A 19,619-nucleotide genomic window follows, 5' to 3' on the forward strand; every position below is an offset into this window, starting at 1 on the left:
AATTACCACAGCGGGGTTGGCCTGCCGGCGCCGCCGGTCTGCGTTTAAGCTCACACGGACATAGGCTCGGGTGTATGACGACGAACGATCCGCGGCCGGGCCCCCACCACCCCGGCTATTCCCCCGGCGGCCAGCGGCCGCTTCCCCAGCAGGCCAACCCGACGTGGCTGGGGCACGTCCGGCCGGAGTACTACCAGCAGGCACCGGCGAACAGCCGCGGCCGGGTCCAGCCGGTCCCCCCGCCCGCCCTGCCGCCGGTCCGGGGCGGCCGCCGCTCTTCCGGCGTGGTGGGGCTAATGCTGGCCGGCGGGTTCCTGGCGTTCATCAGTCTGTTCCTGGTCTTGCCGTTCCTGCTGGGCAGCACCGGCATTTCCGGCTTTGTCATCGGCTTTATTGCCTCGCTGATTCCGCTGGGGACCGTGCTGCTGACGGTGCGCTTCATCGACCGCTGGGAGCCGGAACCCAAGCCGCTGCTGCTGTTCGCCTTTGTCTGGGGGGCGGTGGTCTCGATTGCGGTGACGATGCTGATCCAGCCCTATTTCTCGCTTGTTGCGGGACCGGCCTCGGGCCTGGACTACACGACCTTCGCCGTGACCGTCCAGGCGCCGGTGGTGGAGGAATTCGCCAAGTCCCTGGGACTGCTGTTGCTGCTGCTGTTCGCCCGGAAACACTTCGACGGCCCGGTCGACGGTGTGGTGTTCGCGTTCACGATCGCGGCCGGCTTCGCGTTCACCGAGAACATTCTCTACTTCGGCCGCGCGATCGCCGCCTCCAGTGACCCCGGCACGGACCTGGCGGTGGTGTTTTTCCTCCGCGGCGTCATGTCACCGTTCGCGCACGCCATTTTCACCGGCACCACCGGCCTGATCATGGGCTTCGCCGCACGCCGCTGGCACAACGGGCTGTCGGTGCTCGCGTTCGCCGTCGGCCTCGTTCCCGCGATGCTGCTGCACGGCGCCTGGAACAGCATGGGCCAGGACTTCCTGGCCCAGTACCTGCTGGTGCAGGTGCCGATCTTCCTGCTGACGGTCCTGGTCATCGTGCTGCTGCGGGTCGCGGAACGCCGGCTCACCCGCCAGCGGCTTGCGGAATACGCGGCGGCGGGCTGGTTCACCGGGGCCGAGGTGGAGATGCTGGCGACCCCGGGCGGGCGGCGTTCCGCCCTGCGCTGGGCCAACTCCGTGGGCCGGGGCCCGCAGATGAAGGCGCTGCTCCAGGCCGGGACCCAGCTTGCCTTCACCCGGCAGCGGATCCTCAGCGGCCGGGACGTGCCGGCGCACCAGCTCGATGAGCGGCACCAGCTAGCCGAAATCGCCGCCCTCCGGGCCGCCGTCATCCGCTAGGGCGTGTCAGGGTGCTGCCAGTTCCCGCAGCAGCTCAAATCCATGGCGGTCGACAGGCACTGCCGTGGCCGAGAGCAGGACAACTGCCGCGTTTGCCTCCCGGTCGAGGCCGATCCAGCTCCTGAACCCGCCTGTGCCGCCGTTGTGCCAGGTGATCCGACGGCCCCTGACGTCGATGGTGAGCCAGGCGGCGCCGATGCAAACTGCCGGTCCGGCGAAGGCCGCCACCGGATCGAGGGCGGAGCGGCCAGGGGCGGAGCCGTCCAGGAGCGCCCGGGCCAGCCGGGCGAGGTCCTGGACGGAGGACCGGATGCCACCAGCCGGGGCCAGGGCCTCGCCGGTCCAGGGCTGCCGGGGTCGGCCCCGGCGGCTGGTGCCGATCAGGGCCGCCGGGCCCAGTTCGCCGGGACGCGCGGGCAGGTACACCGAGCCAAGGGCCAGCGGCCTGCACAGCCGTGCCGCCACAAGGTCCCGGTAGCTCATCCCGGCACCGGCCGCGATCGCATGGCCGAGGAGTTCGAACCCCAGGGTGGAATACCGCGGCCGTGGCGCCTGCAGCCGGACCGCGCGGGCCTGCGCGAGCAGTTCCGCCAGGCTCTCCCCGTAGGGGTTCAGCCCGTTCAGGAAGAGTGACGCCGTCCGGCTCAGCGGGGACGCAGATCCGGGCATTCCCGGCGGAAGCCGGGGCAGCCCCGAGGCATGCCGGCTCAGGGCGCCCAGGCTGGCGCCGGCCGCCTCGCAGTCCCCCAGCGGGAGCAGCTCCCCGAGCGTGGTGGCCGGGGATATTTCCCCCCTCCGGCAGGCGTCCGCGTACAGCATCCCGGTGATCCCCTTCGAGATCGAGCCAATCTCGAAATCGGAGTCCGCGGCGACCCCGTTGAACGCCACGGTTGTCTTTCCACCGGCGATCGCGGCCGCGGCAAACCTCGGGTGCCGGGCTCCCAGCCGGGTCCGGAGCGTCGCCTCGAGCACCGCGTCAGTGTCCACCCGGCCACGATATCCGGCGCTTCAGCGCAGTGAAAGCCCTGACCGGAGACAGCAAGAACCCCGCCCGGGGTGGTCCGGGCGGGGTTCCTGGTGGAGCGTGGCGGGTCAGGCGAGCAGCGAAGGCTTCAGCTGCTGCAGCCGGCCCAGCAGGCCGTTGATGAACGACGGCGACTCGTCCGTGGAGAGGGTCTTGGCCAGTGCCACGGCCTCGCTCACGGCAACGCCGTCGGGAACATCGTCGTTGTAGAGCAGCTCCCAGGTGCCGATCCGCAGGATGATGCGGTCCACCGAAGGCATCCGCTCCAGGGTCCAGCCCTGCGAGTAGGTTTCGAGGAATTCGTCGATCGCCGTCTGGTGGGAGACCACGCCTTCAACGATTTCAAGGGTGTACGGGTTGACGATCTGGTCCGTCTGCTCCCGGCGGGATTTCAGTACATCGAACGCCGAAACGGAACGCTGTTCCGCCTCAAAGAGAACATCCAGGGCCCGGTTGCGGGCCTTACCGCGTGCACTCACTAGTCGTTGACCCGCCCGAGGTAGCTGCCGTCGCGGGTGTCGACCTTGACCTTGGTGTTGTTCTCAACGAACAGCGGCACCTGGATCTCGTAGCCGGTTTCGAGGGTGGCGGGCTTGGTGCCGGCCGAGGAGCGGTCGCCCTGCAGGCCCGGCTCCGTGTAGGTGATCTCAAGCACGACGCTCGGGGGCAGCTCGATGTAGAGGGGGTTGCCCTCGTGGATGGCGATGTTCACCATCTGGTTCTCCAGCATGAAGTTGGTGGCGTCACCGACCGTTGCGCCGGGAACCGTGAGCTGGTCGAAGTCGGCCGTGTCCATGAAGACGAAGTCCGCACCGTCCTGGTACAGGTACTGGTAGTCGCGGCGGTCAACCGTGGCGGTCTCGATCTTGAGTCCGGCGTTGAAGGTCTTGTCGACGACCTTGCCGGACATCACGTTACGCATCTTGGTGCGCACGAACGCTCCACCCTTGCCGGGCTTGACGTGCTGGAACTCAATGATGTTCCAGAGCTGGCCCTCCAGCTTCAGCACGGTTCCGTTCTTGATGTCGTTAGTGGTTGCCACTGTATCCTCTGGTTTCGTTTTGGGCTGCTTCTAGCCGCCAGCCGGTTTATGCCAGGCAAGCATGCCGAATGGCCCGCCAGCGCGTATTTATCAAAAATCCAAGATCCATTCTACCGGTTCTGCAGGTCCGCCGCCGGACGCTCCCCTGCGGGACCTCCGCGGAGGTCCCTGCTGCGCGGTCTCAGGAATCGCGGTCCAGCACATCCCGGGCGCGCTGGACCGCCACGGCGGACGCGTAGATCAGGGCCGCGTCGGCGGACCCCGCAACACGAAGGTCCAGCGCCTCGGTGAAGGATTCGACGGCGGCGGCGATGTTGCCGCTGGCAAAGTAGGACCGTCCGAGGTGCTCGCGGATGACCGCCTCATCCGGTGTGCCGCGGGTCTCTGCGAGCAGCTGGCGGAACAGTTCCACGGCCCGGTCCAGCCGGTTGGAGACCCGCAGGACGTCGGCTTCGAAGATGCGCAGGCGCAGCGAGGAGGGGTCGCTGTACCGGGCCTCGGCGAGCAGTTCGGCGGCGTCGGCGGGGTGCCCTGTGACGAGGAGAACGAAGATCCGGTCGCCGGGGTCCGTCGAGGCCGCCAACGCCTCGGCGACCGCGTCCGCGTTGACAATTTGCGGCACGAGGCTGTCGGGATTGATCTTGATCCCGGGGAACCCGGCATCCGGCCAGTCGCTGGTGCCGCCTGGGAGGAAACCCATCAGGAGGCGATCTCCTGGTAGGCGGCGAACAGCAGGGAGGTGTCCGGGACGTCGAGGATGCCGGGGCGGGCCACGCCGTCGAGCACCACGAAGCGCAGCAGGTCGCCGCGGGACTTTTTGTCCCGCCGCATGCCGTCGAGCAGCGCCTGCCAGCGGTCGCGCCGGTAGGTGATGGGCAGCCCCAGGCTTTCCAGGATGCTGCGGTGCCGGTCGGCGTCGGCGTCGCTGAGGCGGCCAACGCTGCGGGCCAGCTCGGCGGCGAACATCATGCCGACGGAGACGGCAGCGCCGTGTCGCCAGGAGTAGCGCTCGACCAGTTCGATCGCGTGGCCCAGGGTGTGGCCATAGTTGAGGATTTCGCGCTGGCCGGTTTCTTTGAGGTCTTCGGACACCACCCTGGCCTTCACCGTGATGGCGCGTTCGATAAGTTCCCGTACGGCGTCGGAGCGCGGGTCGGACACGGCGGCCGGGTCCTTTTCGATCAGCTCGAGGATGGCCGGGTCTGCGATGAAGCCGCATTTGATGACCTCGGCCATGCCGGAGATCATCTCGTTTTTGGGCAGGGTGTCCAGGGTGTCGAGGTCCGCGAGGACACCGGCCGGCGGGTGGAACGCGCCGACGAGGTTCTTGCCTTCGGCGGTGTTGATGCCGGTCTTGCCGCCCACGGAGGCGTCCACCATGCCGAGCAGGCTGGTGGGCATGTGGATGACCTTGACGCCGCGCAGCCAGGTCGCTGCCACGAACCCGGCCAGGTCGGTCACGGCTCCGCCGCCGACGGCGACGACGGCGTCCGATCGGGTGAAGTCGTTCTGTCCCAGCACCTGCCAGCAGAAGGAGGCCACCTCGATGTGCTTGCCTTCTTCGGCGTCGGGGATCTCGGCGGTCAGCGCCGTGAAGCCGGCCGAAGCGAGTTCCTCCCTGACGGTGTCGCCCGTGAGCCGAAGCGCCCGCGGGTGGATGACCAGGACACGCTTGACCCGCTCCCCCAGCAGTCCGGGCAGGCTGGCCAGCAGGCCGCGGCCCACCACGACGTCGTAGTTCTCCCCGGGCGTCTGCCCGGTGACCTTGATGACGGTTGATTCGGTGATCACTTTTCAACTTCCTTTGTCGCCGCTGGCGTGGGTACGGCCGCGGTTCCTGTGGCCTCAAACCCGCGCAGCGCATCTTCAAGCCGGTGCGCGATGACTGGAACAGATCCGTTCCGGACATCGATGACCACGTCGGCCAGCCGCTCGTAGACCGGCCGCCGGGTGGCGAACAGCGTCTTCCATCGTTCCATGGCATCTCCGGCCAGCAGCGGCCGGCCGGAGTTCCTGGCAATGCGTTCCGCCACGGTGTCCGCATCGCATTCGAGGTAGACCACGGTGCAGTGCCCCAGCAGCTGCTGGGTGCCGGAGTCCAGCACGGCGCCGCCGCCCAGTGAGATGACCGTCCGGCCGCCCCGCGCGTCCTCGATGGCGCGGGCGACAGCCCTGGCTTCAAGCTCGCGGAAGGCGTGTTCACCGCGGCTGGCAAAGATTTCCGCGATGGATCCGTGGTTGGCCACCACCACGACGTCGGTGTCCACGAAGGGGGCGCCCAGCTGCTGGGCAAGCTGCTGTCCGATGGCCGATTTTCCGACTGCCATCGGGCCGATCAACGCAATGGGCCGGGCAGCCCTCGGGGCCGGCACTGCCGGTGTTTCGGCGGGCACTAGTGTCCGATCGAGTCCAGGGACGCCGGAATGTTGTCCAGATAACCCTTGATGTTGCGGGCAGTTTCCTGCACGGAATCGCCGCCGAACTTTTCCGTGACCGCCTCGGCCAGCACAAGCGCCACCATGGCCTCTGCGACGACCCCGGCTGCGGGGACCGCACAGACGTCGGAACGCTGGTGGTGGGCCTTGGCGGCCTCTCCGGTGCTCACGTCGACAGTCTTGAGGGCGCGCGGCACGGTGGCGATGGGCTTCATCGCGGCGCGGACGCGGAGCACGTCGCCGATACTCATGCCGCCCTCGATGCCGCCGGCGCGGTTGGACGTGCGGATGATCCGGCCGTCGGCGTCCTTGACGATCTCGTCGTGGGCGGCCGAGCCGCGGCGGGACGCGGTGAGGAACCCGTCGCCGACCTCGACGCCCTTGATGGCCTGGATGCCCATCAGGGCAGCCGCCAGCCGCGAATCGAGGCGGCGGTCCCAGTGGACGTAGCTGCCTAGTCCCGGCGGGAGCCCGTAGGCGAGGACCTCAACGACACCGCCGAGGGTTTCGCCTTCCTTGTGCGCAATGTCGACCTCGGCGACCATGGCGTCGGAGGTTTCGCGGTCAAAGCAACGCAGCGGGTCGGCGTCGAGGGCCAGGACGTTGTCCGGGACCGGCAGCGGCCGGCCCTCCGGGACCGAAGTAGTGGCGATCGCTACCGTGTGGGAGACCAGCTCGATGCCGAGCTGGTTGAGGAATGCGGAGGCCACGGTGCCCAGCGCCACGCGGGTGGCTGTTTCGCGGGCGCTGGCTCGCTCCAGCACGGGACGCGCCTCGTCGAAGCCGTATTTCTGCATGCCGGTGAAGTCGGCGTGGCCGGGCCGGGGGCGGGTCAGCGGGGCGTTGCGGGCCTGGTCTGCGAGGACCTCGGGGGCCACGGGGTCGGCAGACATGATCTGCTCCCACTTGGGCCATTCCGTGTTGCCGACCTGGATGGCAACGGGGCCACCCTGGGTGATGCCGTGGCGGACGCCGCCGAGGATTGTGACGACATCCTGCTCAAACTTCATCCGCGCGCCGCGGCCGTAGCCGAGCCGGCGGCGGGCCAGCGAATCGGCGATCTGCGCGCTGGTGAGTTCAACACCGGCGGGCACGCCTTCGATTATTCCGACCAGTGCCGGGCCATGGGATTCACCGGCAGTCAACCAACGCAACATAAAATCCATCCTGCCACGTAAGGGCGTTAGAACACCCGTCGGGGCGCCCCGACTGCGTCACACATCACATCAATGACTTCAGCCGGCACGGCCTCTCCCAGGCCGGTGAAGTGCCGGACCTGCTCCACGGCCTGGTAGATGAGCATCTCGAGTCCGGGGACAACGGTGCCGCCGGCTTCCTGCCAGGCGGAGGCGATCCGACTGGGCCAGGGATCGTAGGCGACGTCCAGCAGCACGCCTGGCCTGGCCCCTGCACCATGCCTCGACGCCCCGGCTGCGCGCTGCGCGAAGAGCTTCGCGAGTTCCTCCGCGAGCAGGTCCGCGGCCCGGGGCGGCAGCGTGGAGATGACGACGTCGGCCCCGGCGACGGCGGCAGCAGCCCCGGCCAGGGGAAGGACCCTGATGGGAAGGCCGATCGCGGCGGCGGCGGCCCGCGCCTCCGCAGCGCGGGTGACTTCGCGGACGAAGATCTCGGCGTCCGGCGCGCCCAGTTCCTTCAGCGCCGCAATTGCAGCTGCCGAGGTGCCGCCACCGCCGAGCACGACGGCGGTGGGCGCGGCCACGGCCCCGGCATGGTGAAGTGCGTTGACGATTCCGGCGACGTCGGTGTTGTAGCCGACCAGGCGGGTGGCGCCGGCGCTGTCTCCGGCCGCCGGACGCTCGAAGGCGACTGTGTTCACGACGCCGAGGTCGCGGGCAACGCCGCGCACCTCATCGACCTCGCGGACCATGGCCGACTTCAGCGGCATGGTGACCGACAGCCCGCGCCAGCCCTCCCCCTGCCGCACGTCTTCCCGGACACGGGCCATGAAGGCCGGCAGCGCGTCCTCGGTCACGTCAATGGCCGAATAGTTTAGCGGCACACCCAGGTGGGCGTACGCCGCCCGGTGCAGCGCAGGGGACTTGGAATGGCTGATCGGGTGCCCGAGCACGGCGGCCCGGAACGTCATACGCAGCGTCCAGGGTTTTCCTCACACCAGGCGTTGTACCGGGCCACGTAGCCGTTGTGTTCCGCCAGCGTCTTGGAGAACAAGGTTTCCTTGGTGTCCAGGTTGATCGTCACCCAGTAGAGGTAGTCGTTCGTCTTGGGCTTGGCTGCCGCGTCAATCGCGGTCTTGCCCGGTGAGCCAATGGGTCCGACCGGCAGGCCCTGGTTGGCGTAGGTGTTGTAGGGGTTGGACTTGTCGGCCTTCTGGTCCTCGTCAATGTGGAAGCTCTTGATCCCGAGCCCGTAGGTCACCGTGGCGTCGGACTGGATGAGCCCGTTCGTCTCGAGGTTGTCCGGCTTGAGTCGGTTGTAGATCGCGCCCGCCACATCGCCGTACTCCGCCTGGCCGCCCTCGGCCTGCACGATGCTCGCGACCGTGACGACGTCGTACTGCTTGGCGGGATCGGTGACGCCCTGGGAGGTGAGCTCGTCCAGGGTCGTGGTCACAAGCTTCTGCAGCACGTCCTTGGCCGGGGTGCCGAGCGGGAACCGGTATTCGCCGGGGGCGAGGAAGCCTTCGAGGTTCGCGGCCTTGGCGGGCACGCCGAACTGAGCGGGCGAGTCGCTGAGCTCCTTGAGCTGGGCGACCGGCACACCGGCGCCCGCGGAGATGGCCTCAAGCGATTCGCCGATTCTGAGCCCGGCGCTCAGTGCGAAGTACATGACCTTGCCCTGGTCTTTGTTCAGCAGCACGGCCACGGCGTCGGAGTTCTTCATTTCCTTGCGCATGGTGAAGTCCCCGGGGGCGAGCGCCCCTCCGGAGGCCACGAATTCCCGCAGGAACGTGTCGGCGTCCGCCACCACCTTCTTGTCCTCGAGCTCGGTCGCCACGGACCTCGGCCCGGCGCCCGGCGCCACGGTGATCACTACCTCGCCGGTGCCGGGACCCGGGTAGTCGGCCGCCGTGTCCCCGCCGAGGAGGGGCTTGAGGAACTGCGCGCCGACGGCGACGGCGACAATGAAGACCGACAGGGTCAGCAGCAGCGCAAGGAAGCGCCGCCGGCGGCGGACCTTCTTGGACGGGCCCTTGGACCTAGGGATGGCGGCACCTCCGGCCAACACAACATGGCCGTCTTCCTCGTGGTATTCAGCAGGGCCCCCTTCGACGCCGTCGGAGACATAGCGGGCATCGTCGGGGTGGACGGTGTGGCCGTCGTGGACCTCAGCGTCGTAATGCGGTTCGCGGGCAGTGTCGTGGCCCGGCGGGACGTCGCCCTGGTGGTGCAGGGCATTTTCACGGGCAACACCGCCGGCGTACCCGTGAACGGGTTCATAGTATTCGGGTTCGTCGTGGGCGGATCCCTGGTGCACGGCTTCCTCATACACGGGCGCTGCCGGGACAGGCTCTTCGTGCACGGCGTCGTCGTGGACGGTCGCTGCCGGGACAGGCTCTTCGTGCACGGTGGGGGCTGCCGCGGGCCGGTCCGGCGCTCCGGCAGCCTGGATCGGCGGCGTCTGGACCGTATGAGCGGCGGCGGCGGCGTCGGCGTCGGCGTCGGCGTCGGGGACCGAACCGTGCCCGGCGACCGGCGCGGTAGGGGGAACGTCGTCGTGGGTCTCGAAAGCCTGCGCCGGGATAGCGCCCTGACCCTCGGTCCCCTGGACCTTCTGTTGGGCCCTGAGCTCTTTACGGGTCAGCGGTCGGCCGACGCCGCCGAAAACGTCACCGGAGGAGTCGTCACTGTTGACCGGGCTCACTGTAGCCTTCCATTTTAGGCAGAATGCGTTGGGCAGAATGTGTGTCTGGTGCCGGGCCGGCCTGAGCGCCATCCCCGGTTGGCCCCGGCGTGGACTCCGCGTAAACGCGGACTCCGACCTCCGTCCCCCTGGCCTTTTGCATATCAATCGCGTGTTGCAGGATACCTGCCGCTGCAACCTGATCAACTACTTTACGGTGATTTCGGCTGCTCATGCCAGCTTCGTGCAGGCTTCGGTGGGCCGACACCGTGCTCAGGCGCTCGTCGACCAGCCGGACCGGAACAGCGGCCCCGTACTCCCCCAGTTTACCCGCCAGTAGTTTTGCATAGTCCGTGGCCATCCGGGCCGAGGCATGTTCCTCGCCCTTCATCGTCCGCGGCAGCCCGACAAATATCTCTACGGCGCCGAGTTCTGCGGCCAGATCCGCCAGAATCCGCACGTCGGTGTTCTTTTTCGCGTTCCGTTCCAGGGTGCGCAGGGGGGTGGCCAGGATGCCGTCACGGTCGCAGACCGCCACGCCGACCCTGACAGTACCGACGTCTACGCCGAGCTTGACGCCCCGGGGGTAGCCGCCGGGCACAGCTGGTTCGTTCACGGTCTCGTCCGTTATCGCCGGGTAATGGCGTCCACGACGGCCGTGAGCGCGGCGCCGACCTTGGTGGCGTCCGTGCCGCCGCCCTGGGCGACGTCGTCCTTGCCGCCACCGCCGCCGCCGAGGATGCCGGCGGCGAGGCGCACGAGGGCACCTGCCTTGACGCCGGCTGACCTGGCAGCTTCGTTGGTGGCGATCAGGATCACGGGGCGGTCATTGCTGACACCGGCGACGGCGACGGCGGCCGGCTCGGAGCCGAGACGGGTCCGCAGGTCCAGTGCCAGGCCGCGGAGGTCATCTGCGCCGCTGACCTGGCCGGCGTCGTGCGCGATGACGTTGATGCCGGCGGCGTCCTTGGCGGTGCCCACGAGCTGCGCGCCTGCTGCCGTGAGCTGTTCCTTGCGCAGGCGATCGAGTTCCTTCTCGGCCGTTTTGAGTTTGGTCAGCGTCGTGGCGATCCGGTCCGCGAGCAGACCGGAGGGAACCTTGAGCATTTCGGTGAGTTCGGTCACCAGGGCGCGTTCCGCGGCGAGGTGGCGGAAGGCGTCCATGCCGACAAAGGCCTCGACCCGGCGGTTTCCCGATCCGACGGACTGTTCCCCGAGCAGGGAGAGGCTGCCGATCAGCGAGGTATTCTCAACGTGCGTGCCGCCGCAAAGCTCACGGGACCAGGCGCCGTCGATCTCCACGACGCGGACTTCGTTACCGTAGTTCTCACCGAAGAGCGCCATGGCACCGAGGGCCTTGGCCTCGGCGAGGCCCATGATCCTGGTCTCAACCCGGTAGTTGTTCCGGATGGCGATGTTGGAGACTTCCTCGATTTCGGAGCGGGTGGCCGGGCTCAGGCCTTCACCCCAGGCGAAGTCGAAGCGCAGGTAGCCGGCCTTGTTGAAGGAGCCGCGCTGCAGCGCTTCCGGGCCGAGGATCTGGTGCAGGGCCGCGTGCACGATGTGGGTGCCGGTGTGGGCCTGCTCGGCGGCGTGCCGGCGTTCCCGGTCCACGGCTGCCTGCACCAGGGAGTCGGCGCCGATTTCGCCTTCCCGGACGATGGCTTTGTGTACGCTCAAGCCTTTGATGGGGCGCTGGACGTCCAGGACCTCAACGACGAAGCCGTCGCCGGTGATCAGTCCGGTGTCCGCGGCCTGGCCGCCGGCCTCGGCGTAGAACGGGGTCTCGGCCAGGACCAGCTCAATTTCGTCGCCCGTGGAGGCCTGGGCGACCTTGCGCCCGGCGGCGAGGATCCCGCGGACCTTGGACTCTCCCTTGAGCTCGGTGTAGCCGGTGAAGACGGTCTCGCCGGCGGACAGCAGCTCCTGGAAGGCGCTGAGATCCGCGTGGGAGCCCTTCTTGCCCTTGGCGTCTGCCTGGGCACGCTGGCGCTGTTCGAGCATGAGCTTGCGGAACTCGGGCTCGTCGACCTTCAGGCCGGCCTCTTCGGCCATTTCGAGGGTGAGGTCAATCGGGAACCCGTAGGTGTCATGCAGGGCGAAGGCGTCGGGGCCGGAGAGCGGCCGGCCGGCGGCCTGGGACTCCTTGACGGCGTCCTCGAGGCGGGCCGTGCCGGAGGCGATGGTGCGCAGGAACGCCTTCTCCTCGGCGTAGGCGATCCGGCTGATCCGGTCGAAGTCCGTCTCCACGATCGGGTACACGCCCTTCATGGCGTCGCGGGAGGCGGGCAGCAGTTCCGGCAGGCAGGCCTTTTCGACGCCAAGCAGGCGCATGGAGCGCACGGCGCGGCGGATCAGGCGGCGCAGCACGTAGCCGCGGCCTTCGTTGGAGGGGGTGACTCCGTCGGCGATCAGCATGAGGGAGGAACGGATGTGGTCCGCGACGACGCGCATCCGGACGTCATCGGTGTGGTGCGGGTCCTTGGGGGACTCGGCCGAGGTGTATTCCCGGCCGGAGAGCGCCGCTGCCCGGTCGATGACGGGGCGGACCTGGTCGGTCTCGTACATGTTCTCGACGTTCTGGAGGATCATCGCGAGACGTTCCATACCCAGGCCCGTGTCGATGTTCTTCTTGGGCAGCTCGCCGGTGATGTCGAAGTCCACTTTCGAGCGCACGTTGTCGATCTGGTACTGCATGAACACGAGGTTCCAGATTTCCACGTAGCGGTTCTCGTCCGCGATCGGACCACCCTCAACGCCGTAGGCGGGGCCGCGGTCGTAGTAGATCTCGGAGCAGGGTCCGGCCGGACCGGGCTGGCCGGTGGACCAGTAGTTGTCCGCCTTGCCCATCCGCTGGATCCGCTCGGCGGGCATTCCCGTGTTGTTCAGCCAGAGCTGCTCGGCCTCGTCGTCCTCTTCGTAGACGGTGACCCAGAGGCGCTCGGGCGGCAGGCCGTAGCCACCGTCGTCAACGCCTGTGGTGAGCAGTTCCCACGCGAACTTGATGGCGTCTTCCTTGAAGTAGTCACCGAAGGAGAAGTTGCCGCACATCTGGAAGAAGGTGCCATGGCGGGCGGTTCTGCCGACTTCCTCGATGTCGCCGGTCCGGATGCACTTTTGCACGCTGGTGGCGCGCTTGTAGGGGGCTACCTCCCGCGCGGTCAGGTACGGGATAAACGGCACCATGCCGGCGACCGTGAACAGCAGGGAAGGGTCGCTGGAGACCAGGGACGCGGAGGGAACCGCCGTGTGGCCCTTGCTGACAAAAAAGTCGATCCAGCGCTTGGTGATCTCCTGCGACTTCATGAGCTGATTACGTACCCTTCAATATTCACTGCGTCTGTTGTTGCGTCTGCGGTTCGCGCGTGTGGTCCGCGGGAACGGTGTGGTCCCGGCCTTCGGCCGTGCCGGCGGCCCTCGTGCGGGTGCCGCCCTCTTTCAATTCTCTCCCGGCTAGCGCCGGACTGCATCCCGGCCGGCAGTGCCGTGGCCGAGGGCCTTTTCCAGCCCGGCATCGATGCCGGTTTCCATGCCGAGGGCAATGCGGAGTTCGGTTTCGCGCTCGTTCATACCTTCGCGGACGGCGTCAGCGAAGTCGTACAGGCCGTCGGCGAGCCGGCCCACGGCCCGGTTGAGCCCCTCAGGGCCGAGGTTGGACTGCGCCTCGGTGATTTTGCGGAACGCGATGACGCCGATGGCGACGCCGATTCCCATCCAGATGATTCTGTTCATGTCAGGTTCTCCAGCTGGGATTAGCGGCTGCGGCGGCCGGTGGCGGGCTTCTTACGGGCTGAGAAGGCCGCCCGAACGCCGTAGCTGAAGGAGGCGACCTTGATCAGGGGCGAGCCCACGGTGGCGGCGACGAGCGAGGACAGCGCCGAGATGTTGGCCGAGGCGTCGGAGACGTTGTTCGCGATCCCGTCGACCTTCTTCAGTTGCTCGTTGGTGGTGGAGACGGTCGCTGTGACTTCGTCCATGAGCGGGGTCGCGCCGTCGCTGATCGAACGGATCGAGGTCCGCACTTCGTCGAACACTCCCCCGAGCTTCAGAATCGGCACGGCGAGCAGCAGGACCAGCAGTGCAAACACTCCGGCCGCGATCAGGCCGGCAATATCGCCACCAGTCATAGTTCTTCATCTCCTTGTTGCGTTGTGTCCCTGCGGGCGCCTCCGGCTGACACAGCCGGCAACCGCAGAAGTCCCCCAAGTACCTTACATACAAAGAAGCCCGCGGCGCTTGCCACGGGCTTCTTTGTAAGGTGTCGCGTTGGATCTAGCGTGCGTAGAATTCCACGACAAGCTGCTCTTCACAGGTCACGGGGACCTCGGAGCGCTTGGGGCGACGGACCAGGCGTGCCTGCAGGGCGTCGAGCTTGACGTCCAGGTAGGCGGGAACGATCGGCAGGACGTCGCGGTGTGCGCCGGCTGCTGCGACCTGGAACGGAGGCATGGTTTCGCTGCGGCTGTGAACGTGGACCAGCTGGCCCTCAGAGACGCGGAACGACGGGCGGTCAACGCGGATGCCGTCGACCAGGATGTGGCGGTGGACAACCAACTGGCGGGCCTGGGCGATGGTGCGGGCGAAGCCGGCACGCAGCACGAGGGCGTCGAGACGCATTTCGAGCAGTTCGATCAGGTTTTCACCGGTCAGGCCCTTGGTGCGGCGTGCTTCTTCGAAGGCACGGGTCATCTGGGCTTCGCGGATGCCGTACTGGGCGCGCAGACGCTGCTTTTCGCGCAGACGTACGGCGTAGTCGGAGTCCTGCTTCTTGCGGGCACGGCCATGCTCACCGGGGCCGTACGGGCGGCGCTCCATGTACTTGGCGGCCTTGGGGGTCAGAGCAATGCCGAGGGCACGCGAAAGGCGTGCGGTCCGGCGAGCACGAGTGTTGTTAGCCACTTGTGTCCTTCCAATATCTGCGGTGTGTCAGTGTTACTGGCCTCCACGATGGAGAGCATCGGCCAACCGCTGCCTTTTGCTACTGGGCACAGGGCAAACCCATCAGAAGAACATCGCAACAGCGTGCAATGCTGAAATCAGGTGGATTGTGCGTCCGTGCCTTGCCAGACAACGAACAACCCTACCATGTCGGGGCCGGCGGACCGTCAGGTCCTGGCATGCACACCCCGCCCGCTGCGCCGCCCGAACGATGCCGCGCCCACCAATTCGACCGCCACGAACGGGGCGGAGCCGGCAACCCATTCGTCATGGCCGGGCGGAACTGCGTAGGTATCGTTGGCGCGGATAGTGGAGCGCAGCCCGTCGGAGGATTCCATTTCCATCTCCCCCGGGATGCAGAACCCGAGATGGTGGTGTTCACAGAGCTCGGTCTGTTCAAGGGGTCTGACGGACTGGGAGCACCGCCAGCCCGGGCCGAGGAGCAGCCGCGCCACCGAGTAGTCGTTGACGGTGACGAGATCGAATGCGGCGTTGTCGGGGCACCGTTTCCTGTCCGGCAGATCAATGGACTTGACGGCCAGGGCGGTGTGCCGCTGCCCCCACCAGGCACGCACGTTCAGCAGGTCCTTGCTGACTTAAGTCCACGTCAGACCCCGGGGCCGGGAAGTCAACGTGCACTTTCCCGGCCCGCCGGTCACTTGCCGCGGATGATCCTGCGCAGCCGCTCCAGCCGGGTGGAGATGTCCCGTTCTGCGCCGTTGGCGGTCGGCTCGTAGTAGTTGCGCCCCACGAGGTCGTCCGGCGGGTACTGCTGCATGGCCACCGAGTGGGGGGCGTCATGGGCGTATTTGTAGCCCTGCCCGTGGCCCAGCTGTTTGGATCCCGGGTAGTGGGCATCGCGCAGGTGCGCGGGGATGCCGACGCCCAGCCCGGCGCGGACGTCGGCGATCGCCTGGTTGATCCCCATATATGCGGCGTTGGATTTGGGTGCCGTGGCAAGGTGGACCACAGCCTCGGCCAGGATGATGCGGCCCTCGGGCATGCCGATCAGCTGGACGGCCTGGGCGGCGGCGACGGCGGTCTGCAGCGCCGTCGGGTCAGCCATTCCCACGTCCTCGGCAGCGGAGATGACGATGCGGCGGGCCACGAATTTCGGGTCCTCCCCCGCTTCGAGCATCCGGGCGAGATAGTGCAGGGCGGCGTCGACGTCGGATCCCCGGATGGATTTGATAAAGGCGCTGGCGACGTCGTAGTGCTGGTCGCCGGCGCGGTCATAACGCACGGACGCGACGTCGAGGGCACGCTCCGTGTGCTTGAGTTCGATCTTCATCGGAGCTTCCCCGGCCGCTTCGGCGGCTGCGCCGGCCACGACTGTGTCCGTATCATCCGCGTCCCCGAAGGCGACGCCGGCCGCCGCTTCGAGCGCGGTCAGCGCCCGGCGGGCGTCCCCGCCGGAGAGCCGGACCAGGTGCGCCAGTGCGTCGTCACTGAGTTCCACCTTGCCGCCGAGCCCGCGGGCGTCGGCGGCGGCCCGCAGCAGCAGCCCCTCGACGTCGGCGTCAGTGAGCGGCTTGAGTGTCAGCAGCAGGGACCGCGAAAGCAGCGGGGAGACGACGGAGAAGGAGGGGTTTTCGGTGGTCGCGGCGACCAGAACCACCCAGCGGTTCTCGACGCCGGGCAGCAGCGCGTCCTGCTGGGCCTTGTTGAAGCGGTGGATCTCATCCAGGAACAGCACGGTGGTGGTCTTGAAGAGGTCGCGGGCGGTGAGGGCTTCGTCCATGACCCGGCGGACGTCCTTGACGCCGGCGGTGATGGCGGAGAGCTCGACGAACTTCCGGCCGGGGCCCTTGGCGATCACGTGGGCGAGCGTGGTCTTGCCGGTTCCGGGAGGACCCCAGAGAATCAGTGAGCTGGGCCCCGCGGGACCGGTGGCGTCCGTCCCGGCGGCGAGCTGGCGCAGCGGCGAACCCTGTCCGAGGAGGTGCTGCTGGCCCACCACGTCATCGAGCGTCCGCGGACGCATCCGGACGGCGAGCGGGCTGCGCGGGGAGGGGGCGCGGCCCTCCCCCGGTTCCTCGGTGTCGCCGTCGTCCTCGATAGCGCCGCCGCTGTCCCGTCCTGCGCCAAAGAGATCATCCACATAGATAGGCTACTTCTAGTTCCCGCCCGCCCCGACACCCTCACAACGGAGACTGCGCCATGACAAGCCCCGAGACCCGTGTGGCGTTCGTCTCCGGCGCCCGGCTGCCGGGCTGGGTGGAACGCTTCGCCGCGAGCCACGGCGCCCTCAGCGAGGAGGAGCTCGACGGCGGGCTGCAGCTGAGTGCCGCGGACGGGGCCGTGGCGCTGCTGCAGACGCCGTGGCCGGTGGACGGCCGTCCGGGGCACGGCAGCGACGCCGTCGCCCGCCTCGCCTCCCTGGCGTCCCAGCCACGGAGCCTCGGGGCCCTGCTGATCCGGCGCGGAGGCTATTCCGTGGCGGTGGTCAGCGGCGGGGCGGTGCTTGCGTCCAAGACCGGCACCCGGCACGTCCAGTCCCGGACGGCGGCCGGAGGCTGGTCCCAGCAGCGCTTTGCCCGGCGGCGGGCGAACCAGGCCGATGCCCTGGTGGAAGCCGTGGCGGACCATGCCGCCCGGATCTTCGCGGATCACCGGATCGCATACCTGGCGCCCGGCGGCGACCGGACCCTGGCCGAACAGGTCCTCGCCGAACCGGTGCTGAAGCAGTACGCCGCGCGGCCAAGGCTCGCGTTCCTGGACGTCCCAGACCCACGTGCCGCGGTCCTGAAGAAGGCCGCGGCTGACCTGTGCGCGGTGCGCATCCTGGTGACGGATCCGCCGGCGTAAGTCGATTTAGTCAACATACTTATCGTTGAGGCGAGTTGGGCCTAAAATGACATCCCCGGCCGCCAGATGCCGGCGGTCCGACTGTAGCGAGAAACGCTATGGGAGTGGATGACAAATCGGCAAGGCCGCCCACAAGCTAGCGGGCAAAGGCAAGGAAGCCGCTGGCAAAGCCTCAGGGGACGAGAGCCTGACGGCTGAGGGCAAGGGCGACCCGGCCGCGGCCGGCGCCAAGCAGGCCCGGCGTCAAGCAGGCCGGCGAAAAGGTCAAGGACGCGTTCAGGGACTCATCCAGAGAGTAACCGGACGAAAGTGCAAGGGTGCAGCTCCCCGGCGGGGCCGCAGCCGTGCTGCGTCAAGTCCGGGACTAGCCATTCGACGGCGTGGAACGAAGTCGCGACGCCCAGACGACGCCCCCAACGATCTGCAGAAGACTCATGGCACGTGTCAATCGGGGATGCTCGGCCCACATACGCATGCATTTGCGCCACGGCTCCGGGCCGAACTCCCACCGGGTCGAGTGCTGCACCGGAAACAACGCTCCGATAACACCGTCGCCGATGGCCATCATGGCTACGGATTCCGCAATAAGAACTTTCATGAGAGCCTCCGTGAAGTGCGGCCGTCGAAGGCTGGTCCGGCAATCCGGCCGAAAGGGGGCGTGCCCTGTTCACTCCGATTGTTCTCCGGCAGCGACCAGGGCACCCAGTGCTGAAAGGCCCTGCACCAGCCCCAACCCCCACGTCTGGTCAGGCGCCCAACTCACCCGAGCACCACAAGCAACGCGGGGTCAGATCCCGCCCACTAAGCCGCCCGACATCGGCCGTACCTGACCCCGCGTTGCGTACTAGATTGGTCCGATGACGGATGAAGAGGTTCTCGCCGGCGGTAACTCGACCCTCGTCACGAGAGTCGGCCAGACCGTGCGGTGGAGCGCTGGGCCGTGGACGCCCGCCGTTCATGCGTTCCTCGAAGCGCTCCGCGCCGCGGGCGTCAACGAGGTCCCCGAACCCCTTGGCCTGGACGAACACGGCCGGGAAGTCCTCACTCGATCATCCACTCGCCGCCAGGGGACCTACCCCGGATTTTTGCCGAGTTTTTCCGCGTCCTGGCGCCCGGGGGCCATGCACTGCTCAGCTTCCAGGTCGGCGAGGGCCAACGGCATCTCACACAGGCCTACGGGCACGAGGTGTCGCTGGAGGCCTGTTTCTTCACACCGGAGATCGTCGCCGGACACTTGACCGGCGCCGGCTTCACCGTGGTCGCTCAGATGACACGCCAAGCACGTGCGCACGAAAAGACGCCGCAGGCTGTCCTCCTCGCTCACCGGCCAGCCAGGGAGAAATAGACCCGTCGGGAACGGCAACCGCCGAAGCGACCTGAGGCGCGCCGTTCTAGCAGCCGGTCAGGTGGCGCTTGGGCCGTTCCTGCCGGTAGAGGTACCGGCCGGCTGCCTGGAAACCGGCGCGGGCGTAGAGCTCCCGGGCGCCGGCATTGGAGGCCATCACCAGCAGCCAGTAGCCGCTGAGGCCCCGGGCATCCCCTTCGCGCAACAGGCCGCGCAGGATCCGCGTGGCATGGCCGTTCCGCCGGGCATCCGGCCGGGTCGCCATGCAGTACAGCCCGCCTGTCCCGCCCGGCGGAAGGGCAAGGCGTCCGACGGCGGCGGGCCGGCCGTCGTCGTCCCGCACCAGGGCGTAAAGCGAGTCGCAGCGTTCGAGGATCCCGCGGGCGACGGCGAGGGCTGTGTCGTCGCCGCGGCCGTCCACGCTCCACCACAGCCGCAGCCACTCCGGGGAGGGCGCGGCAGAGATCTCGACGCCGCTGTCGGTGCCCGGGGAATCCGTGCCGCCGTCCCGGACCAGCACCAGGGTCTCGGACTGCCGGGTGAACCCTTCCTCGTCCAGTACGGCGTTGAGCAGCGCCGAGCGCGTGTCCTCGAAGACCTGGAAGATCAGCGGCAGCCGGCGGTTCCGGTACCACAGGCGTGCCTCCCGGAGCGTGGCGAGCAGCCCGTGGGGGTCCGCCCCGGGCTCGCGGGGCCAGACTGAGTTGGCGCGCTGCGTCACGCCGGAGGAAGCGCGGAGCACCCAGCCGCCGGATTCCTCCCGTTCGGCAGCAGGCCAGGCGGCGTCCATCAGCTCCTCGAGCCTGGTCATCGGTTCCGGCTCCATGGGGCCCCTTTCCGTCCGGCACATTGCCCAGTACTT

Annotated in this window: 20 protein-coding genes; 2 read left to right on the top strand and 18 right to left on the bottom strand. The window is 68.1% G+C overall.

Annotated elements, in window-relative coordinates; genetic code table 11:
• Nucleotides 1–74 precede the first annotated feature (74 nt).
• A complete protein-coding gene (locus ACZYZ3_RS01650; RefSeq protein WP_463962122.1) occupies nucleotides 75–1,343 on the top strand; it encodes a PrsW family intramembrane metalloprotease in 1,269 nt (422 codons plus the stop codon).
• A 6-nt stretch (nucleotides 1,344–1,349) separates the two neighbouring features.
• Here the strand turns inward: ACZYZ3_RS01650 and ACZYZ3_RS01655 are convergent, their stop codons facing one another.
• The 16 genes from ACZYZ3_RS01655 to ACZYZ3_RS01730 form a co-directional block, all read right to left on the bottom strand.
• The gene (locus ACZYZ3_RS01655) at nucleotides 1,350–2,330 is read right to left on the bottom strand and encodes a serine hydrolase domain-containing protein (RefSeq protein ID WP_463962123.1); all 981 of its coding nucleotides are present in this window, start codon (nucleotides 2,328–2,330) and stop codon (nucleotides 1,350–1,352) included.
• Between the two features lie 105 nt (nucleotides 2,331–2,435).
• Nucleotides 2,436–2,846 (bottom strand): transcription antitermination factor NusB, encoded by a 411-nt coding sequence (gene nusB, locus ACZYZ3_RS01660; RefSeq protein ID WP_463962124.1) that lies wholly within the window; start codon nucleotides 2,844–2,846, stop codon nucleotides 2,436–2,438.
• A complete protein-coding gene (gene efp / locus ACZYZ3_RS01665; RefSeq protein WP_463962125.1) occupies nucleotides 2,846–3,409 on the bottom strand; it encodes an elongation factor P in 564 nt (187 codons plus the stop codon). The genes nusB and efp overlap by 1 nt, the downstream gene beginning before the upstream one ends.
• A 181-nt stretch (nucleotides 3,410–3,590) precedes the next feature.
• A complete protein-coding gene (locus tag ACZYZ3_RS01670; protein ID WP_463962126.1) occupies nucleotides 3,591–4,109 on the bottom strand; it encodes a tetratricopeptide repeat protein in 519 nt (172 codons plus the stop codon).
• Complete coding sequence (gene aroB / locus ACZYZ3_RS01675; RefSeq protein WP_463962127.1) at nucleotides 4,109–5,200, bottom strand: 3-dehydroquinate synthase; 1,092 nt, start codon at nucleotides 5,198–5,200, stop codon at nucleotides 4,109–4,111. The genes ACZYZ3_RS01670 and aroB overlap by 1 nt, the downstream gene beginning before the upstream one ends.
• Entirely contained in the window at nucleotides 5,197–5,781 is a 585-nt protein-coding gene (locus ACZYZ3_RS01680) for a shikimate kinase (protein WP_463962128.1), read from the bottom strand. Before ACZYZ3_RS01680 ends, aroB begins: the two co-directional genes overlap by 4 nt.
• Before the next feature lie 20 nt (nucleotides 5,782–5,801).
• Nucleotides 5,802–7,001, bottom strand: a complete 1,200-nt coding sequence (gene aroC, locus ACZYZ3_RS01685; RefSeq protein ID WP_463962129.1) for a chorismate synthase — start codon at nucleotides 6,999–7,001, stop codon at nucleotides 5,802–5,804.
• Nucleotides 7,002–7,027: 26 nt separating this feature from the next.
• Complete coding sequence (locus ACZYZ3_RS01690; protein WP_463962130.1) at nucleotides 7,028–7,951, bottom strand: shikimate dehydrogenase; 924 nt, start codon at nucleotides 7,949–7,951, stop codon at nucleotides 7,028–7,030.
• On the bottom strand, nucleotides 7,948–9,687 hold the full coding sequence (locus ACZYZ3_RS01695) for an endolytic transglycosylase MltG (protein ID WP_463962131.1): 1,740 nt from the start codon (nucleotides 9,685–9,687) through the stop codon (nucleotides 7,948–7,950). Before ACZYZ3_RS01695 ends, ACZYZ3_RS01690 begins: the two co-directional genes overlap by 4 nt.
• The gene (ruvX, locus tag ACZYZ3_RS01700) at nucleotides 9,668–10,267 is read right to left on the bottom strand and encodes a Holliday junction resolvase RuvX (RefSeq protein WP_463962132.1); all 600 of its coding nucleotides are present in this window, start codon (nucleotides 10,265–10,267) and stop codon (nucleotides 9,668–9,670) included. Before ruvX ends, ACZYZ3_RS01695 begins: the two co-directional genes overlap by 20 nt.
• 26 nt (nucleotides 10,268–10,293) lie before the next feature.
• Nucleotides 10,294–12,972 carry an alanine--tRNA ligase gene (alaS, locus tag ACZYZ3_RS01705; protein WP_463962133.1) on the bottom strand — a complete coding sequence of 893 codons (2,679 nt, stop codon included), beginning with the start codon at nucleotides 12,970–12,972 and terminating at the stop codon, nucleotides 10,294–10,296.
• Between the two features lie 147 nt (nucleotides 12,973–13,119).
• Nucleotides 13,120–13,398: a DUF6167 family protein gene (locus ACZYZ3_RS01710; RefSeq protein WP_463962134.1), complete on the bottom strand. Its 279-nt coding sequence runs from the start codon at nucleotides 13,396–13,398 to the stop codon at nucleotides 13,120–13,122.
• Between the two features lie 20 nt (nucleotides 13,399–13,418).
• Complete coding sequence (locus ACZYZ3_RS01715) at nucleotides 13,419–13,793, bottom strand: DUF948 domain-containing protein (protein ID WP_069951911.1); 375 nt, start codon at nucleotides 13,791–13,793, stop codon at nucleotides 13,419–13,421.
• Between the two features lie 145 nt (nucleotides 13,794–13,938).
• Nucleotides 13,939–14,565 carry a 30S ribosomal protein S4 gene (rpsD, locus tag ACZYZ3_RS01720; RefSeq protein ID WP_282383458.1) on the bottom strand — a complete coding sequence of 209 codons (627 nt, stop codon included), beginning with the start codon at nucleotides 14,563–14,565 and terminating at the stop codon, nucleotides 13,939–13,941.
• Nucleotides 14,566–14,771: 206 nt separating this feature from the next.
• Complete coding sequence (locus ACZYZ3_RS01725) at nucleotides 14,772–15,179, bottom strand: cupin domain-containing protein (RefSeq protein ID WP_463962135.1); 408 nt, start codon at nucleotides 15,177–15,179, stop codon at nucleotides 14,772–14,774.
• A gap of 80 nt (nucleotides 15,180–15,259) precedes the next feature.
• The gene (locus ACZYZ3_RS01730) at nucleotides 15,260–16,705 is read right to left on the bottom strand and encodes a replication-associated recombination protein A (RefSeq protein ID WP_463962136.1); all 1,446 of its coding nucleotides are present in this window, start codon (nucleotides 16,703–16,705) and stop codon (nucleotides 15,260–15,262) included.
• Between the two features lie 59 nt (nucleotides 16,706–16,764).
• Between ACZYZ3_RS01730 and ACZYZ3_RS01735 the strand changes: the two genes are divergently transcribed.
• A complete protein-coding gene (locus tag ACZYZ3_RS01735; RefSeq protein ID WP_463962137.1) occupies nucleotides 16,765–17,412 on the top strand; it encodes an acVLRF1 family peptidyl-tRNA hydrolase in 648 nt (215 codons plus the stop codon).
• 364 nt (nucleotides 17,413–17,776) lie between these two features.
• On the opposite strand, the gene ACZYZ3_RS01740 is transcribed toward ACZYZ3_RS01735, so the two are convergent.
• On the bottom strand, nucleotides 17,777–18,010 hold the full coding sequence (locus ACZYZ3_RS01740; protein ID WP_463962138.1) for a hypothetical protein: 234 nt from the start codon (nucleotides 18,008–18,010) through the stop codon (nucleotides 17,777–17,779).
• Between the two features lie 793 nt (nucleotides 18,011–18,803).
• Entirely contained in the window at nucleotides 18,804–19,568 is a 765-nt protein-coding gene (locus ACZYZ3_RS01745) for a GNAT family N-acetyltransferase (protein ID WP_463962139.1), read from the bottom strand.
• Nucleotides 19,569–19,619: the final 51 nt, after the last annotated feature.

It is taken from the genome of Pseudarthrobacter linnaei (genome assembly GCF_055412825.1).

Bases quoted from the DNA above. Each gene is read 5' to 3' on its own strand.
- ACZYZ3_RS01650 (WP_463962122.1), top strand. From the start codon at position 75: ATGACGACGAACGATCCGCGGCCGGGCCCCCACCACCCCGGCTATTCC.
- ACZYZ3_RS01670 (WP_463962126.1), bottom strand. From the start codon at position 4,109: ATGGGTTTCCTCCCAGGCGGCACCAGCGACTGGCCGGATGCCGGGTTC.
- aroC (WP_463962129.1), bottom strand. From the start codon at position 7,001: ATGTTGCGTTGGTTGACTGCCGGTGAATCCCATGGCCCGGCACTGGTC.
- ACZYZ3_RS01690 (WP_463962130.1), bottom strand. From the start codon at position 7,951: ATGACGTTCCGGGCCGCCGTGCTCGGGCACCCGATCAGCCATTCCAAG.
- alaS (WP_463962133.1), bottom strand. From the start codon at position 12,972: ATGAAGTCGCAGGAGATCACCAAGCGCTGGATCGACTTTTTTGTCAGC.
- ACZYZ3_RS01710 (WP_463962134.1), bottom strand. From the start codon at position 13,398: ATGAACAGAATCATCTGGATGGGAATCGGCGTCGCCATCGGCGTCATC.
- ACZYZ3_RS01715 (WP_069951911.1), bottom strand. From the start codon at position 13,793: ATGACTGGTGGCGATATTGCCGGCCTGATCGCGGCCGGAGTGTTTGCA.
- ACZYZ3_RS01735 (WP_463962137.1), top strand. From the start codon at position 16,765: ATGACAAGCCCCGAGACCCGTGTGGCGTTCGTCTCCGGCGCCCGGCTG.
- ACZYZ3_RS01740 (WP_463962138.1), bottom strand. From the start codon at position 18,010: ATGAAAGTTCTTATTGCGGAATCCGTAGCCATGATGGCCATCGGCGAC.
- ACZYZ3_RS01745 (WP_463962139.1), bottom strand. From the start codon at position 19,568: ATGACCAGGCTCGAGGAGCTGATGGACGCCGCCTGGCCTGCTGCCGAA.